The 17,293-nt window shown below is 38.2% G+C and carries 11 protein-coding genes; 6 read left to right on the top strand and 5 right to left on the bottom strand.

Going from position 1 to position 17,293, the window contains the following annotated elements; all coding sequences use genetic code 11:
• Window positions 1-97: 97 nt before the first annotated feature.
• The gene (locus ACFSQJ_RS12850; protein WP_377767344.1) at window positions 98-2,179 is read left to right on the top strand and encodes a hypothetical protein; all 2,082 of its coding nucleotides are present in this window, start codon (window positions 98-100) and stop codon (window positions 2,177-2,179) included.
• A 177-nt stretch (window positions 2,180-2,356) separates the two neighbouring features.
• Window positions 2,357-5,275, top strand: coding sequence for a glycoside hydrolase family 2 protein (locus ACFSQJ_RS12845; protein ID WP_377767343.1), 2,919 nt, complete (start codon window positions 2,357-2,359; stop codon window positions 5,273-5,275).
• Window positions 5,276-5,286: 11 nt separating this feature from the next.
• On the opposite strand, the gene ACFSQJ_RS12840 is transcribed toward ACFSQJ_RS12845, so the two are convergent.
• The 5 genes from ACFSQJ_RS12840 to ACFSQJ_RS12820 all read right to left on the bottom strand — a co-directional run bounded on the left by ACFSQJ_RS12840 (window position 5,287) and on the right by ACFSQJ_RS12820 (window position 10,208).
• Window positions 5,287-6,111, bottom strand: a complete 825-nt coding sequence (locus ACFSQJ_RS12840; RefSeq protein ID WP_377767342.1) for a thymidylate synthase — start codon at window positions 6,109-6,111, stop codon at window positions 5,287-5,289.
• Window positions 6,112-6,262: 151 nt separating this feature from the next.
• On the bottom strand, window positions 6,263-7,717 hold the full coding sequence (locus ACFSQJ_RS12835; RefSeq protein WP_377767341.1) for a NupC/NupG family nucleoside CNT transporter: 1,455 nt from the start codon (window positions 7,715-7,717) through the stop codon (window positions 6,263-6,265).
• A 14-nt stretch (window positions 7,718-7,731) separates the two neighbouring features.
• Entirely contained in the window at window positions 7,732-8,358 is a 627-nt protein-coding gene (locus ACFSQJ_RS12830; RefSeq protein WP_377767339.1) for a bifunctional nuclease family protein, read from the bottom strand.
• Between the two features lie 91 nt (window positions 8,359-8,449).
• Window positions 8,450-9,418: an electron transfer flavoprotein subunit alpha/FixB family protein gene (locus ACFSQJ_RS12825; protein WP_377767337.1), complete on the bottom strand. Its 969-nt coding sequence runs from the start codon at window positions 9,416-9,418 to the stop codon at window positions 8,450-8,452.
• 43 nt (window positions 9,419-9,461) lie between these two features.
• A complete protein-coding gene (locus tag ACFSQJ_RS12820; protein WP_377767336.1) occupies window positions 9,462-10,208 on the bottom strand; it encodes an electron transfer flavoprotein subunit beta/FixA family protein in 747 nt (248 codons plus the stop codon).
• A gap of 169 nt (window positions 10,209-10,377) precedes the next feature.
• Here ACFSQJ_RS12820 and ACFSQJ_RS12815 point away from each other — a divergent pair, with 169 nt between their 5' ends.
• The 4 genes from ACFSQJ_RS12815 to ACFSQJ_RS12800 all read left to right on the top strand — a co-directional run bounded on the left by ACFSQJ_RS12815 (window position 10,378) and on the right by ACFSQJ_RS12800 (window position 17,177).
• Window positions 10,378-11,355 carry a pyruvate dehydrogenase complex E1 component subunit beta gene (locus ACFSQJ_RS12815; protein ID WP_377767334.1) on the top strand — a complete coding sequence of 326 codons (978 nt, stop codon included), beginning with the start codon at window positions 10,378-10,380 and terminating at the stop codon, window positions 11,353-11,355.
• Between the two features lie 157 nt (window positions 11,356-11,512).
• Window positions 11,513-14,008, top strand: coding sequence for a DUF5686 family protein (locus ACFSQJ_RS12810; protein ID WP_377767332.1), 2,496 nt, complete (start codon window positions 11,513-11,515; stop codon window positions 14,006-14,008).
• Window positions 14,009-14,112: 104 nt separating this feature from the next.
• On the top strand, window positions 14,113-14,646 hold the full coding sequence (locus ACFSQJ_RS12805; protein WP_377767331.1) for an inorganic diphosphatase: 534 nt from the start codon (window positions 14,113-14,115) through the stop codon (window positions 14,644-14,646).
• A 125-nt stretch (window positions 14,647-14,771) separates the two neighbouring features.
• Window positions 14,772-17,177, top strand: a complete 2,406-nt coding sequence (locus ACFSQJ_RS12800) for a sodium-translocating pyrophosphatase (RefSeq protein ID WP_377767330.1) — start codon at window positions 14,772-14,774, stop codon at window positions 17,175-17,177.
• Window positions 17,178-17,293 lie beyond the last annotated feature (116 nt).

Below are 17,293 nucleotides of genomic sequence, written 5' to 3'. Positions count from 1 at the left end.
TATTTAAAAATCAGTATGTAATAAAAATTGAATTTTACGTGATATTTCTGCAACATGTTCAAACTTTCTTTGACTAAAATTTAAAAACACTAGAAAGATGAACAACTTAAAAACAATTGCAAGCATATTTTCTTTGGGCATTTTACTCTTAGGATGTGCAGATGAAAACGATGATGATAATGCAGCGGTTACGCTCAACGCTGGAGAATTATCAGGCGGACCTTTTTCCTTTACTGTTGATGGCGAACCAGACATGGTGAGTGGAATTATTTTGGATGATACCAACTTAACCGGTAGTATTCAGGGTTATGTTATTACAGATGATGAGAAGAATATTCTTGGTTTGCCACCAACATTAGATGCTGTTGAAGGTGTAGATTTTGATACCGCCGGTGCAGGCTCGTGCTATATCTATCATATTACTTATGAGGAAGGATTGACCGGACGTGAAGTGGGTGAGAATTTAGATGATTTAGCTGGTGATTTTGATCTTTCTAACTTCATTGTAGTTGAACGTTCAGCATTGAATGCTGGGGTATTGGTTGGAGGTCCGTTTGAGTTTGCGGTAGATGGTGTGCCAGATATGGTAAGTGGTATCACTTTGGATGATACTGAATTGAACGGAGAAACTCAGACCTATGTCATTACTGATAATGCAAAGAATATTCTTGGTTTGCCCCCAACCTTAGAGACTGTTGAAGGTGTTGATTTCGATGGTGCCGGAGTTGGATCTTGTTATATCTACCATCTAACCTATTCAGGTCAATTGAACGGACTTGAAGGAGGAGAGAACTTAGAGAATCTAGACGGTAATTTTAATCTTTCCAATTTTGTGGTGGTCAACAGAAATGCCCTTAATGCAGGGGTTTTATCAGGTGGGCCATATGAATTCGTCGTAGACGGAGTTCCAGATATGGTAAGTGAGATTTCATTAGATGATTCTGAATTAAACGGAGATAAGCAAACCTATGTGATTACTGATGATGCCAAAAATATATTGGGCATTCCTCCTACACTTGAAGCAGTTAAAGGTGTCGATTTTGACGGCGCTGGTGTCGGTTCATGTTATATCTACCATCTAACCTATTCAGCAGAACTCGAAGGTTTGGAAGCGGGTAATAATTTAGATGGTTTAACAGGAAATTTTGGATTATCAAATTTCGTGGTAGTTAATAGAAATGCCCTAAATGCTGGTACGTTAAATGGTGGACCATATGATTTTGTTGTTGATGGTATCCCAGATATGGTAAGCGGTATAACACTCGATGATGCCGGATTAAACGGTGATAAACAGACGTATGTAATTACCGATGATGCCAAGAATATTTTGGGTATTCCTCCTACATTAGAAGCAGTAGCGGGTGTCGACTTTGATAGTGCGGACACTGGTTCTTGCTATATTTATCACTTGACCTATTCTACTGGTCTTGAAGGTCTAGTGGCTGGCAATAATCTGGAAGGCTTAACAGGTAATTTTGGACTTTCTAATTTTGTAGTTGTTAATCGTAATGCTCTAAATGCAGGTAAATTAAATGGAGGGCCATATAATTTCGTAGTTGATGGGGTGCCAGATATGGTGCAAAACATTTCTTTAGATACTTGCGAATTGAATGGTGATAAACAGACTTACGTTATTACCGATGATGCTAAAAACATTTTGGGAGTTCCCCCAACACTGGATGCTGTTAAAGGAGTAGATTTTGATGGTGCAGGAGTTGGATCTTGTTATATCTACCATTTAACTTACTCTGTTGACTTAACAGGTTTGGAAGCAGGCAATAACTTAGATGGTTTATCTGGTCAGTTTGATTTATCCAATTTTGTGGTCGTTAATCGAGCTGCTTTAGATGCAGGTGTTTTAAAAGGTGGCCCTTTTGAATTTATAGTTGATGGAACTCCTGATATGGTTAGTGGTATCTATTTAGATGATACTAATCTTACAGGAAGTAATCAAACTTATGTAATCACTGACGATGCGAAGAACATTTTAGGTTTACCACCGACATTAGAGGCAGTTGAAGGTGTAGATTTTGACGCTGCGGGCGTAGGTATTTGCTATATATGGCACTTAACTTATGAGGGTGAAATATCAGGCTTGGAAGCTGGTAAAAATGCTGCCGATTTAGAGGGTAGTTTTGATTTATCAAATTTTATCATGGTAACTAGAAAAGTACATTAATTCACTGAAAAAGAGAATTAAAGTGTTTTGTTTTTGATTGGAAGCCCAAGCGAAAGTTTGGGCTTTTCTATTGTTTTGCCATGAATAACCATTTGATTCAACTATTTGATAGATAGTTATATTGAAAGAATTGTAAGGGGTTTATTTTTGAATGGAACAGTGTAAATCCTGCGACCAATGAACCAATTCAAATTTCTACTGATTACATTTCTCATGGTGTTTTCTTGCGTTGTAAAGTCTCAAGAACTACCATTTGGTTTTCCAAATACAGATAGGTCTAAAACTATACTCAATCCTGATTGGAAATTTCATTTAGGAGACCCAGATGCAAAGTACTATGAAAAAGACTTTGATGATTCTAATTGGGAAACGGTTCATGTTCCGCATACCCTAGAGCTGACCTCGTTGACCTTAGATGATGTTAAAGATGAAAAAACACAGCCTACCTTTCATCGTAAGGTCGGTTGGTATCGAAGAAATATCACATTGGGTAATTCTAAAAAAAAGGTATTTCTAGAATTTGAGGGTGCCCATCAGGTTACTGATTTATGGGTCAATGGCCAACATGTTGGTCAACATGTAGTAGGGGGCTATACTCCTTTTCATTTTGATATTTCACCATATATTATTTGGGGGAAACAAAATCAAATCACATTACTATTGGATAATAGGAGAAGTGAGTTAGTTCCTCCAGACCCTGGGCCATTTGATTATGTAAAATTTAGTGGACTTTATAGAGATGTCTATTTAGTAGAAACAAATGCTGTTCATGTAACTTTTAATTGGGAGTCTTTAAATTCAGGAGTACATATAACTACGCCTACAATCGATGTGGTCAATAAAAATGCCACTATCAATATAAAAACTTCAGTACAGAGTGAGCGAGATGAGGTCGTTCACTGTAAATTATCCACCAGAATTATTGATAAAGAGGGTATAGTGGTTCGTAGAATTACAAGTGAAGCTCAGATAAAACCTGGAGAAGAATATCAGTTTAACCAAATTGGTAGTTTAGAGGATGATGTAAATTTTTGGGACATTGATAACCCTTATCTATACCGCGTCAACAGTGTAGTTTTGGTCGATGGAAAAGAAGTTGACTTTGTGGAGAATAAAATCGGACTTAGAAAGTTTGAGCTAGATCCAGTAAGAGGTTTCATTTTAAATAATAAACCCATTGAGTTAATTGGGTTTAATAGACATCAACAATACCCATATATTGGTGATGCTGTGCCCAATAGACTGCATTATAAGGATATGCTGCAGTTTAAGGAATTCGGATTTAATATTATGAGAACCGCTCATTATCCACAGGATGATGCCTTGCTAGAGGCATGTGACGAATTAGGTATTTTTGCCTATGAAGAAGCACCTACTTGGATTGGTATTTCACAAAACGACAAGTGGTGGAATAATCTCGAAAAGGCAACAAGGGCAATGGTCAGAAACCATAGAAATCACCCTTCAATAGTAATGTGGGGGGCGGGGGTAAACCATAGGGGTTATGTTCCAAGAATTCATAATACCGTGAAGCAAGAAGACCCTACGCGATTGACAGCCTCTCAAGGTGCAAGATGGACAGGCTGGCAAACCTCTGGTTTAACAGATATCAATGCCAATATGCTTTATGGACCTTTTTTATGGGATAGGTCAGAACCGATTTTTGCTATGGAAGGCCGCAGAGGTCCTGAGGAAGTCGCTAAATACAAACGAGACCCGTTAATGACAGGACTTATTTCTTGGACAGCACACGCCTATTACACCTTTCATCCAAATCATGATAAGGCCAATAGTAAATTGGATAGAACGAGGTCGGGATTAATGACCATATTTAGATATCCAAGACCTAGGTTGAATTGGTATAAATCTGAGCAGTTGAAAGAACCAATTGTTTTTATTCAAGAAGAATGGAAAGAAGGCTTAGAAAATTTGACCGTTTATAGTAATGCGGAGGAAGTGGAATTATTTATCAATAATAAATCTATTGTTAAACAAGGCCCAAGTAAGGATACTATATATAATGGTTTGGATAATCCACCTTTTAAATTTGAAAATATCAAATATGAAAAAGGCAAGGTATTGGCTAAGGGCTATTTTAAAAGCGGGAAAACTTTAGAGGCTGTCAAACTTACTCCGGAAAGGCCTTATGCAATTGAATTAGAACTAGATTCATCTGGTCAAGAATTTATCGCAGATGGGTCTGATATCGTTATTGCATATGCCAAAATTGTAGATAAAAACGGAACAGTTTTAAAGGATGCAAAGAACGTAATTTCTTTTTTCGTACAAGGTGACGCTTCTATTATCGGTGACGGTGGTAACATAAATGCTAACCCTATGTTTCCTGAGTATGGTGTCGCACCCGTTTTAATAAGAGCGGGAAAAACACCAGGGCCTATCAGCGTATCGGCAAAATCTAAAGGGTTAAAATCAGCTATGGCAAGTATGGATCTTGCTAGATTTTCAGCGAATGAAATCTTGAATAAAGCACAGGTTATTTATGATTTTAATGTTGAAAGAGTTGATATAGGTGCCGCTGATCAGCTCTTACAGTTTGGATGGAATCCATGGAATGGAAGCGAAACAGAGAATAACGATTACAAGTTCAATAATCACAAAGGTGCATTAGTGAAAATCAGGAAAAAATCATCTGATGGCATACTAAGATGGCTTGGTGAAATGAATGTAATTGGAAAGTACGGATTTGCCTATGGCGATGGTGTTATTGCCATGGATAATCAAGGATTGGATTTAATTTTTGAAAATTTATCCAAAGGCACTTATAAGCTGGTTACTTGGCATCATGCCCCTAGTAGCAATTCTGACTCTATGGACCCAAATAGAGAAAAACTAAAGCGTATTAAAATTCCTGATTTACCTTATTCTGATTCTATTAGAGTAAATTCTAAGGCTATGATTGGTGTTGAGTTCAAAGAAATTGTAGTGACCGCTGGAAAAGAGATGCAATGGGCATCTCCAGGGAAGAGCGTCATCACTTTTTATACAGATGGATCGGCTCCAGTAATAATCAATTTTAAACCAGAGCTAAACAGGGGAGTGTGGTTGAATGCCCTTGAATTAAGTGAATGGAAATAATAACAAGTGATTTAAACTGCTACAACTCCCTTTATATGTGGATGCGGGTTATAGTCTACCAAAGTAAAATCATCAAAAGTAAAATCAAAAATGCTTTTTACTTCAGGATTTAGAACCATTTTAGGTAAGGGTCTAGGCTCGCGAGACAGTTGTAATTCTACCTGCTCCATATGGTTGTTGTATATATGGGCATCACCAAAGGTGTGGATAAAATCCCCAGCCTTATAACCGCATACCTGTGCCATCATCATCGTGAATAAGGCATAAGAAGCAATGTTAAAGGGTACGCCCAAAAAGATATCGGCACTACGTTGGTATAGTTGACAACTTAACTTGCCATCCGCTACATAAAACTGAAAGAATGCATGGCAAGGAGGTAAAGCCGCTTTACCATTGGCTACATTTTCCGAGAAAGAAACAGAAGTGTCCGGTAATACACTGGGGTTCCAAGCAGAGACCAGCATTCGTCTGCTATTTGGGTTATGTTTTAAAGAATGAATAACCTCTTTTATCTGATCTATTTCTTCACTATTCCAGTTACGCCATTGGTGGCCATAAACCGGCCCTAAATCCCCATTTTCATCTGCCCATTCATTCCAGATACGAACTCCATTTTCTTTAAGATATTCAATATTGGTATCACCTTTTAAAAACCATAATAACTCATGAACTATGGATTTTAAGTGAAGCTTTTTAGTGGTAACCATGGGGAAACCTTCCGATAGGTCAAAACGCATTTGGTGACCAAAAACACTTTTAGTACCAGTGCCCGTGCGGTCTCCTTTTTGATTTCCGTGTTCTAAAACGTGTTTTAGTAAGTCGTGGTATTGTTTCATAAGCCCCTCTTCCGTCTCCCCAAAGGGGAGAAACTCCTATTTTGATGCTAAAATAATAGTATTGATGCTATTTAAACCTTAAAAATAAGTTTGGTTATAAACCATTTATCAACTTTAGGGAACAAAGTTCCCCCTTTGGGGGTTAGGGGCGCTACCCCAATATCATTCCGGCAATAGTTGCAGAAAGTAGTGAGGCTAAAGATCCCCCAAGTACGGCTTTCATACCGAATTCTGAAAGCGTTTTTCGTTGTCCGGGAGCTAAAGAACCAATACCGCCAATCTGTATTCCTATAGAAGCAAAATTTGCAAATCCGCAAAGCATATAGGTGGCCATGATTACAGATTTGTTGTAAGTGAAATGAGTTGCATTACTCATATTTTTTAATTCGGCAAGTTGTATATACCCAATGAATTCACTTGCGGCTAGTTTTATACCTAATAACTGACCCATAAGCATAGTATCTTCATTTGAAACCCCAATGAGCCACATTAACGGGGCAAATATGGTTCCTAAAATAGCTTCCAAAGAAAACTTCTCGTAAGCCGAGTTTGCGGCAATCCAATCGTTTAAAGAAATCCAATTGCCCAAACCATCTAAAATGCCATTGATCATGGCAATAAAAGCAACAAAGACTAAAAGCATTGCCCCGACATTTACTGCTAGTTTTAAACCTTCAGTAGTGCCATTTGCAATAGCGTCTAAAATATTGGAACCGATTTTATCTTGAGAAACTTTTACATCTGTATTGATTTTTTCCGTTTGCGGATATAATATTTTGGAAATGACGATAGCTCCTGGTGCAGCCATTACGGATGCTGCAAGCAAATGCTTGGCAAAAATTAGTTGTAATTCAGGGTCGTCACCCCCTAAAAAGCCAATATAAGCTGCCAAAACAGCCCCAGCTACAGTTGCCATTCCGCCAATCATTACCAAGAGAATCTCAGATTTGTTCATTTTCTCTAGGTATGCCTTTATCAAGAGTGGTGCCTCGGTCTGCCCTAAAAAAATATTGCCTGCAATTGATAAACTTTCCGCTCCTGAAATTCCAAGTGATTTTGTCAGTAGCCAAGCCAGTGCTTTTACCACTTTTTGGATAATTCCAAGATAAAATAATACTGAGGTTAATGCGGAAAAGAAAATGATAGTTGGTAACACTTGAAAGGCGAAGATGTATCCGAAGGTATCCATATCAACGACCAACCCTTCAAATAAAAATTTGCTTCCCGCCCTTGTGAATTCCAAGATGTCTATAAAACGTTCGCCAATCCACTCGAAAATAATTTGAACAAAACGAACCTTTAAGACACCAACAGCAATGATTAGTTGAAGCCCAAGGCCAATACCTACAGTTTTCCAATTGATAGCGCGTCTGTTCGCACTGAATAAAAAAGCAATCAGTACTAAAACAAGCATGCCTAAAACCCCTCTCCATAAACTATTAAATGAAAAGCCTTGATTGGGAACTACTTCGGGAATGGTATTATTTTCGAGGGAATTTGTTTCAATCACTGTTTGCAGACTGTCTATAACCGCCAATTCTTGTCCCGAAATTTGGAATGTGGTAAAACAACATAAAATGAATATCCAAATTCCGATAGATTTCATAAAAAGAGAGTTGGTTAGTTACGTTTGGATATTTCGTCACGAAGTTTTGCGGCTTTTTCGTAATCTTCATTGGCTACCGCCTTATCCAGTTCTTTATGGAGTTCATCGACCGTGAGTTCACGGTATCCGCCACCCGCATCAGACTCAATTTCGACCGTTTCACCTTCTTGAAGAATTTCATCGACAACAATGCTATCGTCACTATTTTCTTCTTTTTCTTTTGAAGAAAATTTCAAGAAAATACCTGCTTTGTCCAAGATTGTCTTGTAGGTAAAAATAGGAGCATCAAAACGCAAAGCTAATGCAATGGCATCGCTAGTTCTTGCATCTATAATTTCTTCAACATTTTCTCGCTCACAAATAACGCTAGAGTAAAAGACACCGTCTACCAACTTATGAATGATAACCTGTTTGACCACAATGTCAAATCGATCGGAAAAATTTTTAAAAAGATCGTGTGTTAAAGGTCTTGGCGGTTTTATTTCTTTCTCTAAGGCAATTGCAATGGACTGGGCTTCAAAAGCACCAATAACAATAGGAAGTTTTCTATCGCCCTCAACTTCATTTAAAATAAGGGCGTAGGCACCATTTTGCGTTTGGCTATATGATATTCCCTTTATCTTTAATCTAACTAAACTCATAGATATCTTGTAGAAACCAAAAAAGGCTGTTCAAATACATAGAGCGACTATCTATTTGAACAGCCCCTTGAATGGGGCAAATTAACAAAAATTAAGCGTTTTGTGCTTTAAATTCTTTTAATTTTTCAATGAGTTCTGGTACTACCTCAAAAGCATCGCCAACAATACCATAATCGGCGGCTTTGAAGAAAGGCGCTTCAGGGTCATTATTGATAACCACCTTAGTTTTTGAAGAACTTACACCCGCTAAATGCTGAATTGCCCCCGAAATTCCGATGGCAATATACAAGTTACTGGCGACGGGCTTACCTGTTTGGCCAACATGTTCTCCATGAGGTCTCCAGCCTAAATCGGATACCGGTTTTGAGCAAGCTGTAGCTGCACCTAAAACATCGGCCAGTTCTTCTACCATTCCCCAATTTTCAGGACCTTTTAAACCACGACCGGCAGAAACCACAATATCCGCATCTGCAATTGTTGCCTTTCCGACAACTCTATCAATTTCTATAGATTTAGCTCCGAAGTCGTTATCATTGATTGCCGCCGAAAAATCTTCTACCGAGGCGGCCGTAGTATTTTCTGCGATGCCAAAAGCATTGTTAGAGAGACCTATTATTTTGGTTTCAGCATCGATTTCTGTATGCGCAAAGCCTTTATTGCTAAATGCGGTTCTTTTTACAACAAAAGGGTTTGTGCTTTCTGGCGCGGCAACGACATTAGGAACATAGCCTGCATTTAATTTTGCCGCTAAAATTCCACTTAAAAAACGGCTATCTGCACTTGAGCTTACTATAATTACTTGCGCACTTTCTGCTTCTGCGGCCTGGGTAATACAATTGGCATAGGCTTTGGCATTGAAAGTGTCCAATTTGCTATCGGAAACATTCAATATTTTACTAACCCCATATGCACCCAAAGAGGCACTGTCATCTGCATTGATAGCTACTGCGGTAACTGTCGTTCCTAATTGTGCGGCAACAGCATGCGCGTAAGAAGCTACTTCTAAGGCGTTCTTTTTGAATTTTCCTTTATCTGTTTCTGTATATACGAGTACTGACATCTTATAAATTTTGTTTTTAGATTCCGAATCAAGTTCAGAATGCTTAAATCACTTTAGCTTCGTTATGTAATAGACTCACCAATTCACTTACGTTTCCTGCGTCAACCAACTTCACGGGTCCTTTTGCAGCTGGTTTTTCAAACTTTTTATCCGTAGTTGGGCTCGGGGCATCAATTGGCTCAACGACATTAAGGGCTTTTTTTCGTGCCATCATAATTCCTCTCATGTTCGGAATACGCAAATCGCTCTCTTCAACCAATCCCTTTTGCCCTCCGATTACGAGCGGTAACGAAGTCTTTATCTTTTCTTTTCCACCATCTATTTCACGAGTTGCGGTTGCTTCATTGCCATCGACTTCCAATTCGATACAGGTATTGACAAAATTCATGTCCAATAAAGTGGCCAAGATACCAGGTACCATACCGCCATTATAATCAATGGATTCCCTTCCTGCAATTACCAAATCGTATCCTCCGTTTTTTACTACTTCGGCAAGTTGTCTGGCAACAAAAAAACCATCTTTTGGTTCGGCATTTATGCGAATGGCTTCATCAGCACCAATTGCCAATGCTTTTCTTATAGTTGGTTCCGTCTGTGCACCCCCTACATTCGCTACGTGTACGGTAGCGCCCTGTTTTTCTTTAAACCACATGGCACGGGTAAGTCCGAATTCATCATTCGGGTTAATTACAAACTGCACTCCGTTGGTATCAAATTTAGTGTCACCTTCCGTAAAATTAATTTTGGAAGTAGTGTCTGGCACATTGCTAATGCAAACTAAAATCTTCATAGGTTTATCTAAAATTTTACTGCGTAAAGATAACCATTAAAACTTAAATTTACTATGCATGCATAACAAATAATGTTCTTTTTTTTAAAATTTAGAGCGCAACTATTCCTATATAATTTGCTATTTTTGCTTGCATTTTTACAATATATAAGACTCCTTTAACGAACATATGAAGACACTACAATTTAGAGAAGCGATTTGCGAAGCCATGTCAGAAGAGATGCGAAGTGATGACAGTATTTATTTAATGGGTGAAGAAGTTGCTGAATACAATGGTGCTTACAAGGCATCTAAAGGAATGTTAGATGAGTTTGGTGCAGAACGTGTTATTGATACCCCAATTTCTGAACTCGGGTTTGCGGGTATTGGGGTTGGTTCGGCAATGTTGGGCAATAGACCGATTATTGAGTTTATGACCTTTAACTTTGCTCTGGTCGGTATAGATCAAATAATCAATAATGCGGCAAAGATTAGACAAATGTCTGGGGGGCAATTTGCCTGCCCCATTGTTTTTAGGGGTCCAACTGCTTCTGCTGGCCAATTGGCGGCAACGCACTCACAAGCTTTTGAAAGCTGGTATGCGAACTGCCCTGGTCTAAAAGTGGTAGTTCCGTCAAACCCAGCTGATGCCAAAGGGCTTTTAAAAGCTGCTATAAGAGATGATGATCCAGTAATTTTTATGGAGTCTGAACAGATGTATGGAGATAAAGGTGAAGTACCTGAAGGAGATTATACGATTCCTATAGGGGTTGCCGATATCAAGAGAGAAGGCACCGATGTGACCATTGTTTCATTCGGGAAAATTATCAAAGAAGCATACAAAGCGGCTGACGAATTAGAGAAAGATGGTGTTAGTTGCGAAATTATAGACTTGCGTACTGTGCGTCCTATGGACATTAATGCAATCATTAATTCGGTAAAAAAGACAAATAGAATGGTAATTTTAGAAGAAGCATGGCCTTTCGGAAATGTATCTACCGAAATCATCTATCATGTTCAAGATAAGGCCTTTGATTATCTCGATGCACCAATTGTAAAAATTAACACAGCGGATACACCCGCCCCTTATTCTCCAGTACTTTTGGCAGAATGGTTACCTAACAGTGAAGATGTTATCAAAGCTGTTAAGAAAGTGTTATATAAATAAAATAGCAATATTTGTAAGGTATATTAGCCTCGTCGACTTATGTTGACGAGGCTTTTTTAAGGAATAGTTTTTGATAAGAAGTTACTTTAAAATCAAATTGAGCGAACAACAATAGGCTAGGTAGTATCTGGCCATTCTTGTAACACCCTATCAAGGCATGAGAAAAATTCTATTTCTACTTTTAATTTCCTTCTTTTCTTTTTTGAATGCCCAAACAAAGGTTAGCGGTATTGTGATAGATGAGTTTGACAGTCCTGTGGCCTTCGCCAATATTATTTTCAAAGGGTCTTCAGAAGGAACAATTACTAATGATAATGGACGGTTCTATTTCGAATCTGAGGAAACCTATGATACGATACTGGTTTCCTTTATAGGATATGAAACCCAGGAATTACAACTTGCCTCTAAGGTTAATTATGAGCTAGAAATTATTTTGAAAGAATCGACTGAACAGTTAGACGAGGTGGTCATCTATACGGGTAAGCAATCCAAGAAAAATAATCCGGCAATTGATATTCTAAAAAAGATTTGGGCGAAGAAACGGGAGAATGGTGTAAATAAGTTCAAGACATATCAATATGATAAGTATGAAAAGGTTGAGTTTGACCTAAATACTATTGATAGTGCATTGATAAAAAGTCGGCTTTTTAAAGGTTTAGAGTTCATTTTTGCAGATTTAGATACCTCACGAATTACCGGCAAGACCTATTTGCCCATGTTTCTAAACGAAGTTTTCTCCAAAGTATATGGAGACAATAGGCTGGCACTAAGAAAGGAAGATGTATTAGGTAACAAAAACTCTGGTTTTGGAGGCAATCAAGCTATAACAGCCTTCGTTGAAGACTTATATTCCGACTACAACATTTATGATAATTACCTAAAGTTTTTTGACAAGAGTTTTACGAGTCCACTTTCGAAAACAGGTGTCGATACGTATAATTATGTATTATCCGATAGCACTTTTATAGATAATAAGTGGTGCTATAATATCATCTACTACCCTCGAAGAAAAAATGAACTTACTTTTAAAGGAGACTTTTGGGTCAACGATTCTACGTTTGCCGTAAAGAAGATAAATCTAGAAGTTACAAAGAGCGCTAATATAAATTGGGTAAAAGAAATTTATATAGAACAAGACTTTAATGTGGTCAATGATTCTGTTTTTTTACTGAAGCGCGACTATATGTTAAGTGATTTTGCTTTTTCTAAAAAAGAGAAATCAAGAGGTGTTTATGGCAAGCGTACCACGGTTTTTGACAACTACATTTTTGACCAAGAAAAAGGAGAGGCCTTTTACAAATCTGAATCTGACCCATATGATCCAAGGGTTTTTGATAGGGATACAACGTTCTGGAAAAATGCAAGATTAGAGCGCTTAAATGAAGATGAAGCTGGAATTTTTCAGTTGCTGGATACCTTAAAAACAGTACCCAAGTTCAATACCTACTATGACATTGTTAGTGTTTTGGGTTCTGGGTATATCGAAATAGACAAATGGAACCTCGATATAGGCGATATATACAGCACATTTGGTATAAATGACGCAGAAGGAATTCGAGTAAGGGGAGGAGCTAGAACCTTTTTTGGGCAGAATGACCCTTGGCGTTTAGAGGCTTATACCGCTTACGGTTTTGATGATAAGAAATTTAAACATGGCGTTTCCGGAAAGTTTTTGTTGGATAGAAAAAATAGGCTCATTATTTCAGGTGGACATCGACGTGATGTAGAGCAATTAGGGCTTAGTTTAACCAGTACAAACGATGTTTTGGGCCGAAGTATTGCTTCGTCGTCTTTGGTTTCTGTAGGTAATAACAATCGTTTGACCAATATTAATCTATCCGTTTTTAATGCAGAGATAGAACCCATCAAAAATTTTAGGGTGCTTGTAGGCAGTTCGTTTAGAACCTTAAGTTCTGCACTTCCCGAAGATTTCAGTTTAGATTATGTTGATACTAGTTCGCCAACAGGTATTTCTTCTGAAGTAAAACAATTCGATATCAATACTACCTTAGTATATACCCCTGGTAAACGCACCATTGGTTATGGGGTCGAACGTTTGAATATCAATGATAATCACAGCACACTTCTGTTTAATTATACAAAGGGTATTAGTGGCTTTTTAGAAAGTGATTTTGATTATGAAAGGGTTCAATTTTCATATACCCAACCTTGGCAGATAGGTGGTTTCGGTCGTTTGACCAGTACGGTTGAGTTAGGGAAAACTTTTGGAGAGGTGCCTTTGGGGCTTTTAAGCGTTATACCTGGTAACCAGACAGTTTTTTCTTTGTACAAAACCTTTCCAAATCTTGATTTTTATGAATTTGTGACAGACACCTACGCTACGGTGCACCTAGAACATAATTTTAATGGAAGGTTGTTTTCGCGAATTCCTTTTCTTAGAAAGTTGAACCTAAGGGAGATTGTTGGTCTTAGAGGTGCTTGGGGACAGATTTCAGATGAAAACATTGCTTTGAGCGCTCCGACAAATATTCCTTTGCTGGCTCCCGATGAGCAAATTTATTGGGAGTATTCCTTGGGGATAGGTAATATCTTTAAAATCTTTAGAATAGATTTTAACTTCCGTGGTAATTATCTAGAAAACCCAGATGCCCGTGCTTTTGGTGTTACCGGAAGTTTTGGGTTTAATTTTTAAATATTTTCTACAGCTCCCTCAGATGGGGAACCATTCTTTATACTATCTTAACCTTGATGGCGTTTGATAGGAGTATTTTTGTTATATAATTTTGAACAATGGCTATGAGTAAAGAAGCAGAAGAAACTGTAACGTTTGATGTCTTAATTGAAATTCCCAAAGGAAGTAGGAACAAATACGAATATGATTTTACTTTAAACAAGATTCGTTTTGATAGAACCTTGTTTTCTTCAATGATGTATCCTGGAGATTATGGATTTATTCCAGAAACCTTGGCTTTAGATCAAGATCCCTTGGATGTTTTGGTAATGACTACAGAGCCCACATATCCTATGGTTGTTATGGAAGTTAAGCCAATAGGCGTATTTCACATGACAGATGAAAAGGGACCCGATGAAAAGATAATATGTGTGCCTGTAAACGACCCTGTTTGGAACAAAAAGAATGATTTAAGTGACATCAACCCGCATCGAAAAAAAGAAATAAAGCATTTTTTTAAGGTCTATAAGGATTTAGAAGAGAAAAAAGTTGATACAGGGGGTTGGGGAGATGCCAAAGAGGCGATAAAGATTTACCATGAATGTGTAAAAAGGTATGACGAGAGTGAGCACAAACTCAAGCGGACTTTTATGATATAATCAATTCCATCGAATTGATTTTAAGCATCCCACAATTTTTGGGATGCTTTTTTTATTCATACCTATTTTACTACATTTGCACGCATTAAAAAATTCAAAAAAACTAAATAATTAACTGAATAACTATGGAACAAATAGTACAATTTTTACCGGCATTCGGTGTTTTGGCCTTGATTTACGTTTTTATTAAAAGCGGTTGGGTTTCAAAACAAGAAGTTGGTGATGCTAAAATGGCTCGTATCGCAAAAAATATTGCAGATGGAGCAATGTCTTTCTTAAAAGCTGAGTACAAGATATTAAGTGTATTCGTTGTTGCGGTTGCTATTCTTTTATTCTTTAAAGGAAGCAACGAAGAAGGCTCAAACGGTATGGTTGCGGTATCTTTTATAGTAGGGGCAATCTGCTCTGCTTTAGCTGGTTTTATTGGTATGAAAGTGGCTACCAAGGCTAACGTACGTACAACAAATGCAGCTAGAAAGTCATTAGGAAAAGCTTTAGAAGTAGCTTTTGCGGGTGGCGCAGTAATGGGTCTTGGTGTTGTAGGCTTGGGTGTTCTTGGTCTTAGTGGATTATTTGCAATTTATAGTGGTCAAGGATGGGAACTTGGTGAAGTATTGAACGTACTTTCCGGATTCTCTTTAGGAGCTTCTTCAATTGCTCTTTTTGCACGTGTAGGTGGTGGTATTTATACCAAAGCGGCAGACGTTGGTGCTGACCTTGTGGGTAAAGTAGAAGCTGGTATCCCAGAAGATCACCCATTAAACCCTGCAACTATTGCAGATAATGTTGGTGACAATGTTGGTGATGTTGCTGGTATGGGTGCTGACCTTTTTGAATCATATGTAGGTTCAATAATTGGTACAATGGTACTAGGGGCCGCCTTTGTTGGTCTAGATGTTTTTAGAGCGGATGGTTTTGATGGTTTAAGTGCTGTATACCTTCCTTTGGTACTTGCTGCTGTAGGTATCATCATGTCTATTATAGGTACCTTCTTTGTAAAAGTTAAAGATGGGGGTAACCCACAGACTGCTTTGAATATTGGAGAATTCGGTTCTGCTTTCTTAATGTTAATTGCTTCATATTTTATCATTACTAATATATTACCAGAAAACTGGACATTCAATGGTACTGAGTACGGTTCAATAGGTGTTTTCTGGGCGGTACTTGCCGGTTTGGTTGCTGGTTTGGCCGTTGGTAAAGTAACAGAATATTATACAGGAACCGGTACAAAACCGGTAAATTCAATTGTACGTCAATCAGAAACTGGAGCAGCAACAAACATTATTGCTGGTTTAGGTGTTGGTATGATGTCAACAATGTTTCCAATTCTTTTAATTGCTGCTGCAATTTTGGTATCACATCATTTTGCAGGTCTTTACGGTATTGCAATTGCTGCTGTTGGAATGTTGGCCAATACAGGAATTCAGTTAGCTGTAGATGCTTATGGACCAATTTCTGATAATGCTGGTGGTATTGCTGAAATGGCAGAATTGGAGCCAGAAGTACGTGAACGTACAGATAAATTAGATGCTGTTGGTAATACAACTGCAGCAATCGGTAAAGGTTTCGCAATTGCTTCTGCTGCATTAACTGCTTTGGCATTGTTTGCGGCATTTATGCAAACGGCCAATGTAACCAGTATCGATGTTTCTAAGCCTACCGTAATGGCAGGTTTATTAGTAGGTGGTATGTTACCATTTGTATTCTCTGCCCTTTCCATGAATGCTGTAGGTAGAGCGGCAATGGCCATGATCGAAGAAGTTCGACGTCAGTTTAGGGATATTCCTCAATTAAAAGCAGCCTTAGAAGTAATGAGAGCTGTAGATTCTGATATGTCTAAAGCTACACCTGAGCAAAGAGCAATTTTTGACGCTGCCGACGGTGTTGCAGAATATGATAAATGCGTAGATATCTCTACAAAAGCTTCTATCAAAGAAATGGTATTGCCAGGTTTATTGGCTATTGCTGTTCCTGTAGCAGTCGGTTTCCTTGGAGGAGCTGAAATGCTAGGTGGTCTTTTGGCAGGTGTAACAACTTGTGGTGTGTTAATGGCTATTTTTCAATCTAATGCCGGTGGTGCATGGGATAATGCTAAGAAAACCATTGAGAGTGATGGTAAGAAAGGCTCTGATGCACATAAAGCTGCGGTAGTAGGTGATACTGTTGGTGATCCTTTTAAAGATACTTCAGGTCCTTCATTAAACATCTTATTGAAATTAATGTCTGTTGTGGCATTGGTAATTGCCCCAAGTTTGGTAAGTCTTTCACCAGCTGATGAAGTGAGCATGCTAAAAGCTGATGGAACTACAGTTTCTATTACAACCGATGGAATGAAGGAAACTAAGCAAGTGGAGAAGCAAGTTCGTGTTGAAATGAGCAATACCGCTGATGGTGCCTACAAAGCCGTGGTAACTACAACTTCTGAAGTTAACGGAGAAAAAACTGAAGAAGTAAAGGAGTTCACTGGAGCGACTAAAGAAGAAGTACAAGCTGCTGTTGAAAAGTACAATAGCGCAATTTCTATTGAATAAGTTTGGATTGAGCCCTTCCAGATAATCTAGAAGGGCAAACCAACCAACATAGACCTGCAAAGAAAACTTTGCAGGTTTTTTTATTCATAAAATTTAAAGCTCCTCACCTCAGATGA

The organism is Croceitalea marina (assembly GCF_042684265.1).
In the GTDB taxonomy this organism is placed as follows: domain Bacteria; phylum Bacteroidota; class Bacteroidia; order Flavobacteriales; family Flavobacteriaceae; genus Croceitalea; species Croceitalea marina.
Note: the sequence above shows the minus strand (reverse complement) of the source record. Positions and strands in the feature narration are given on the sequence as shown.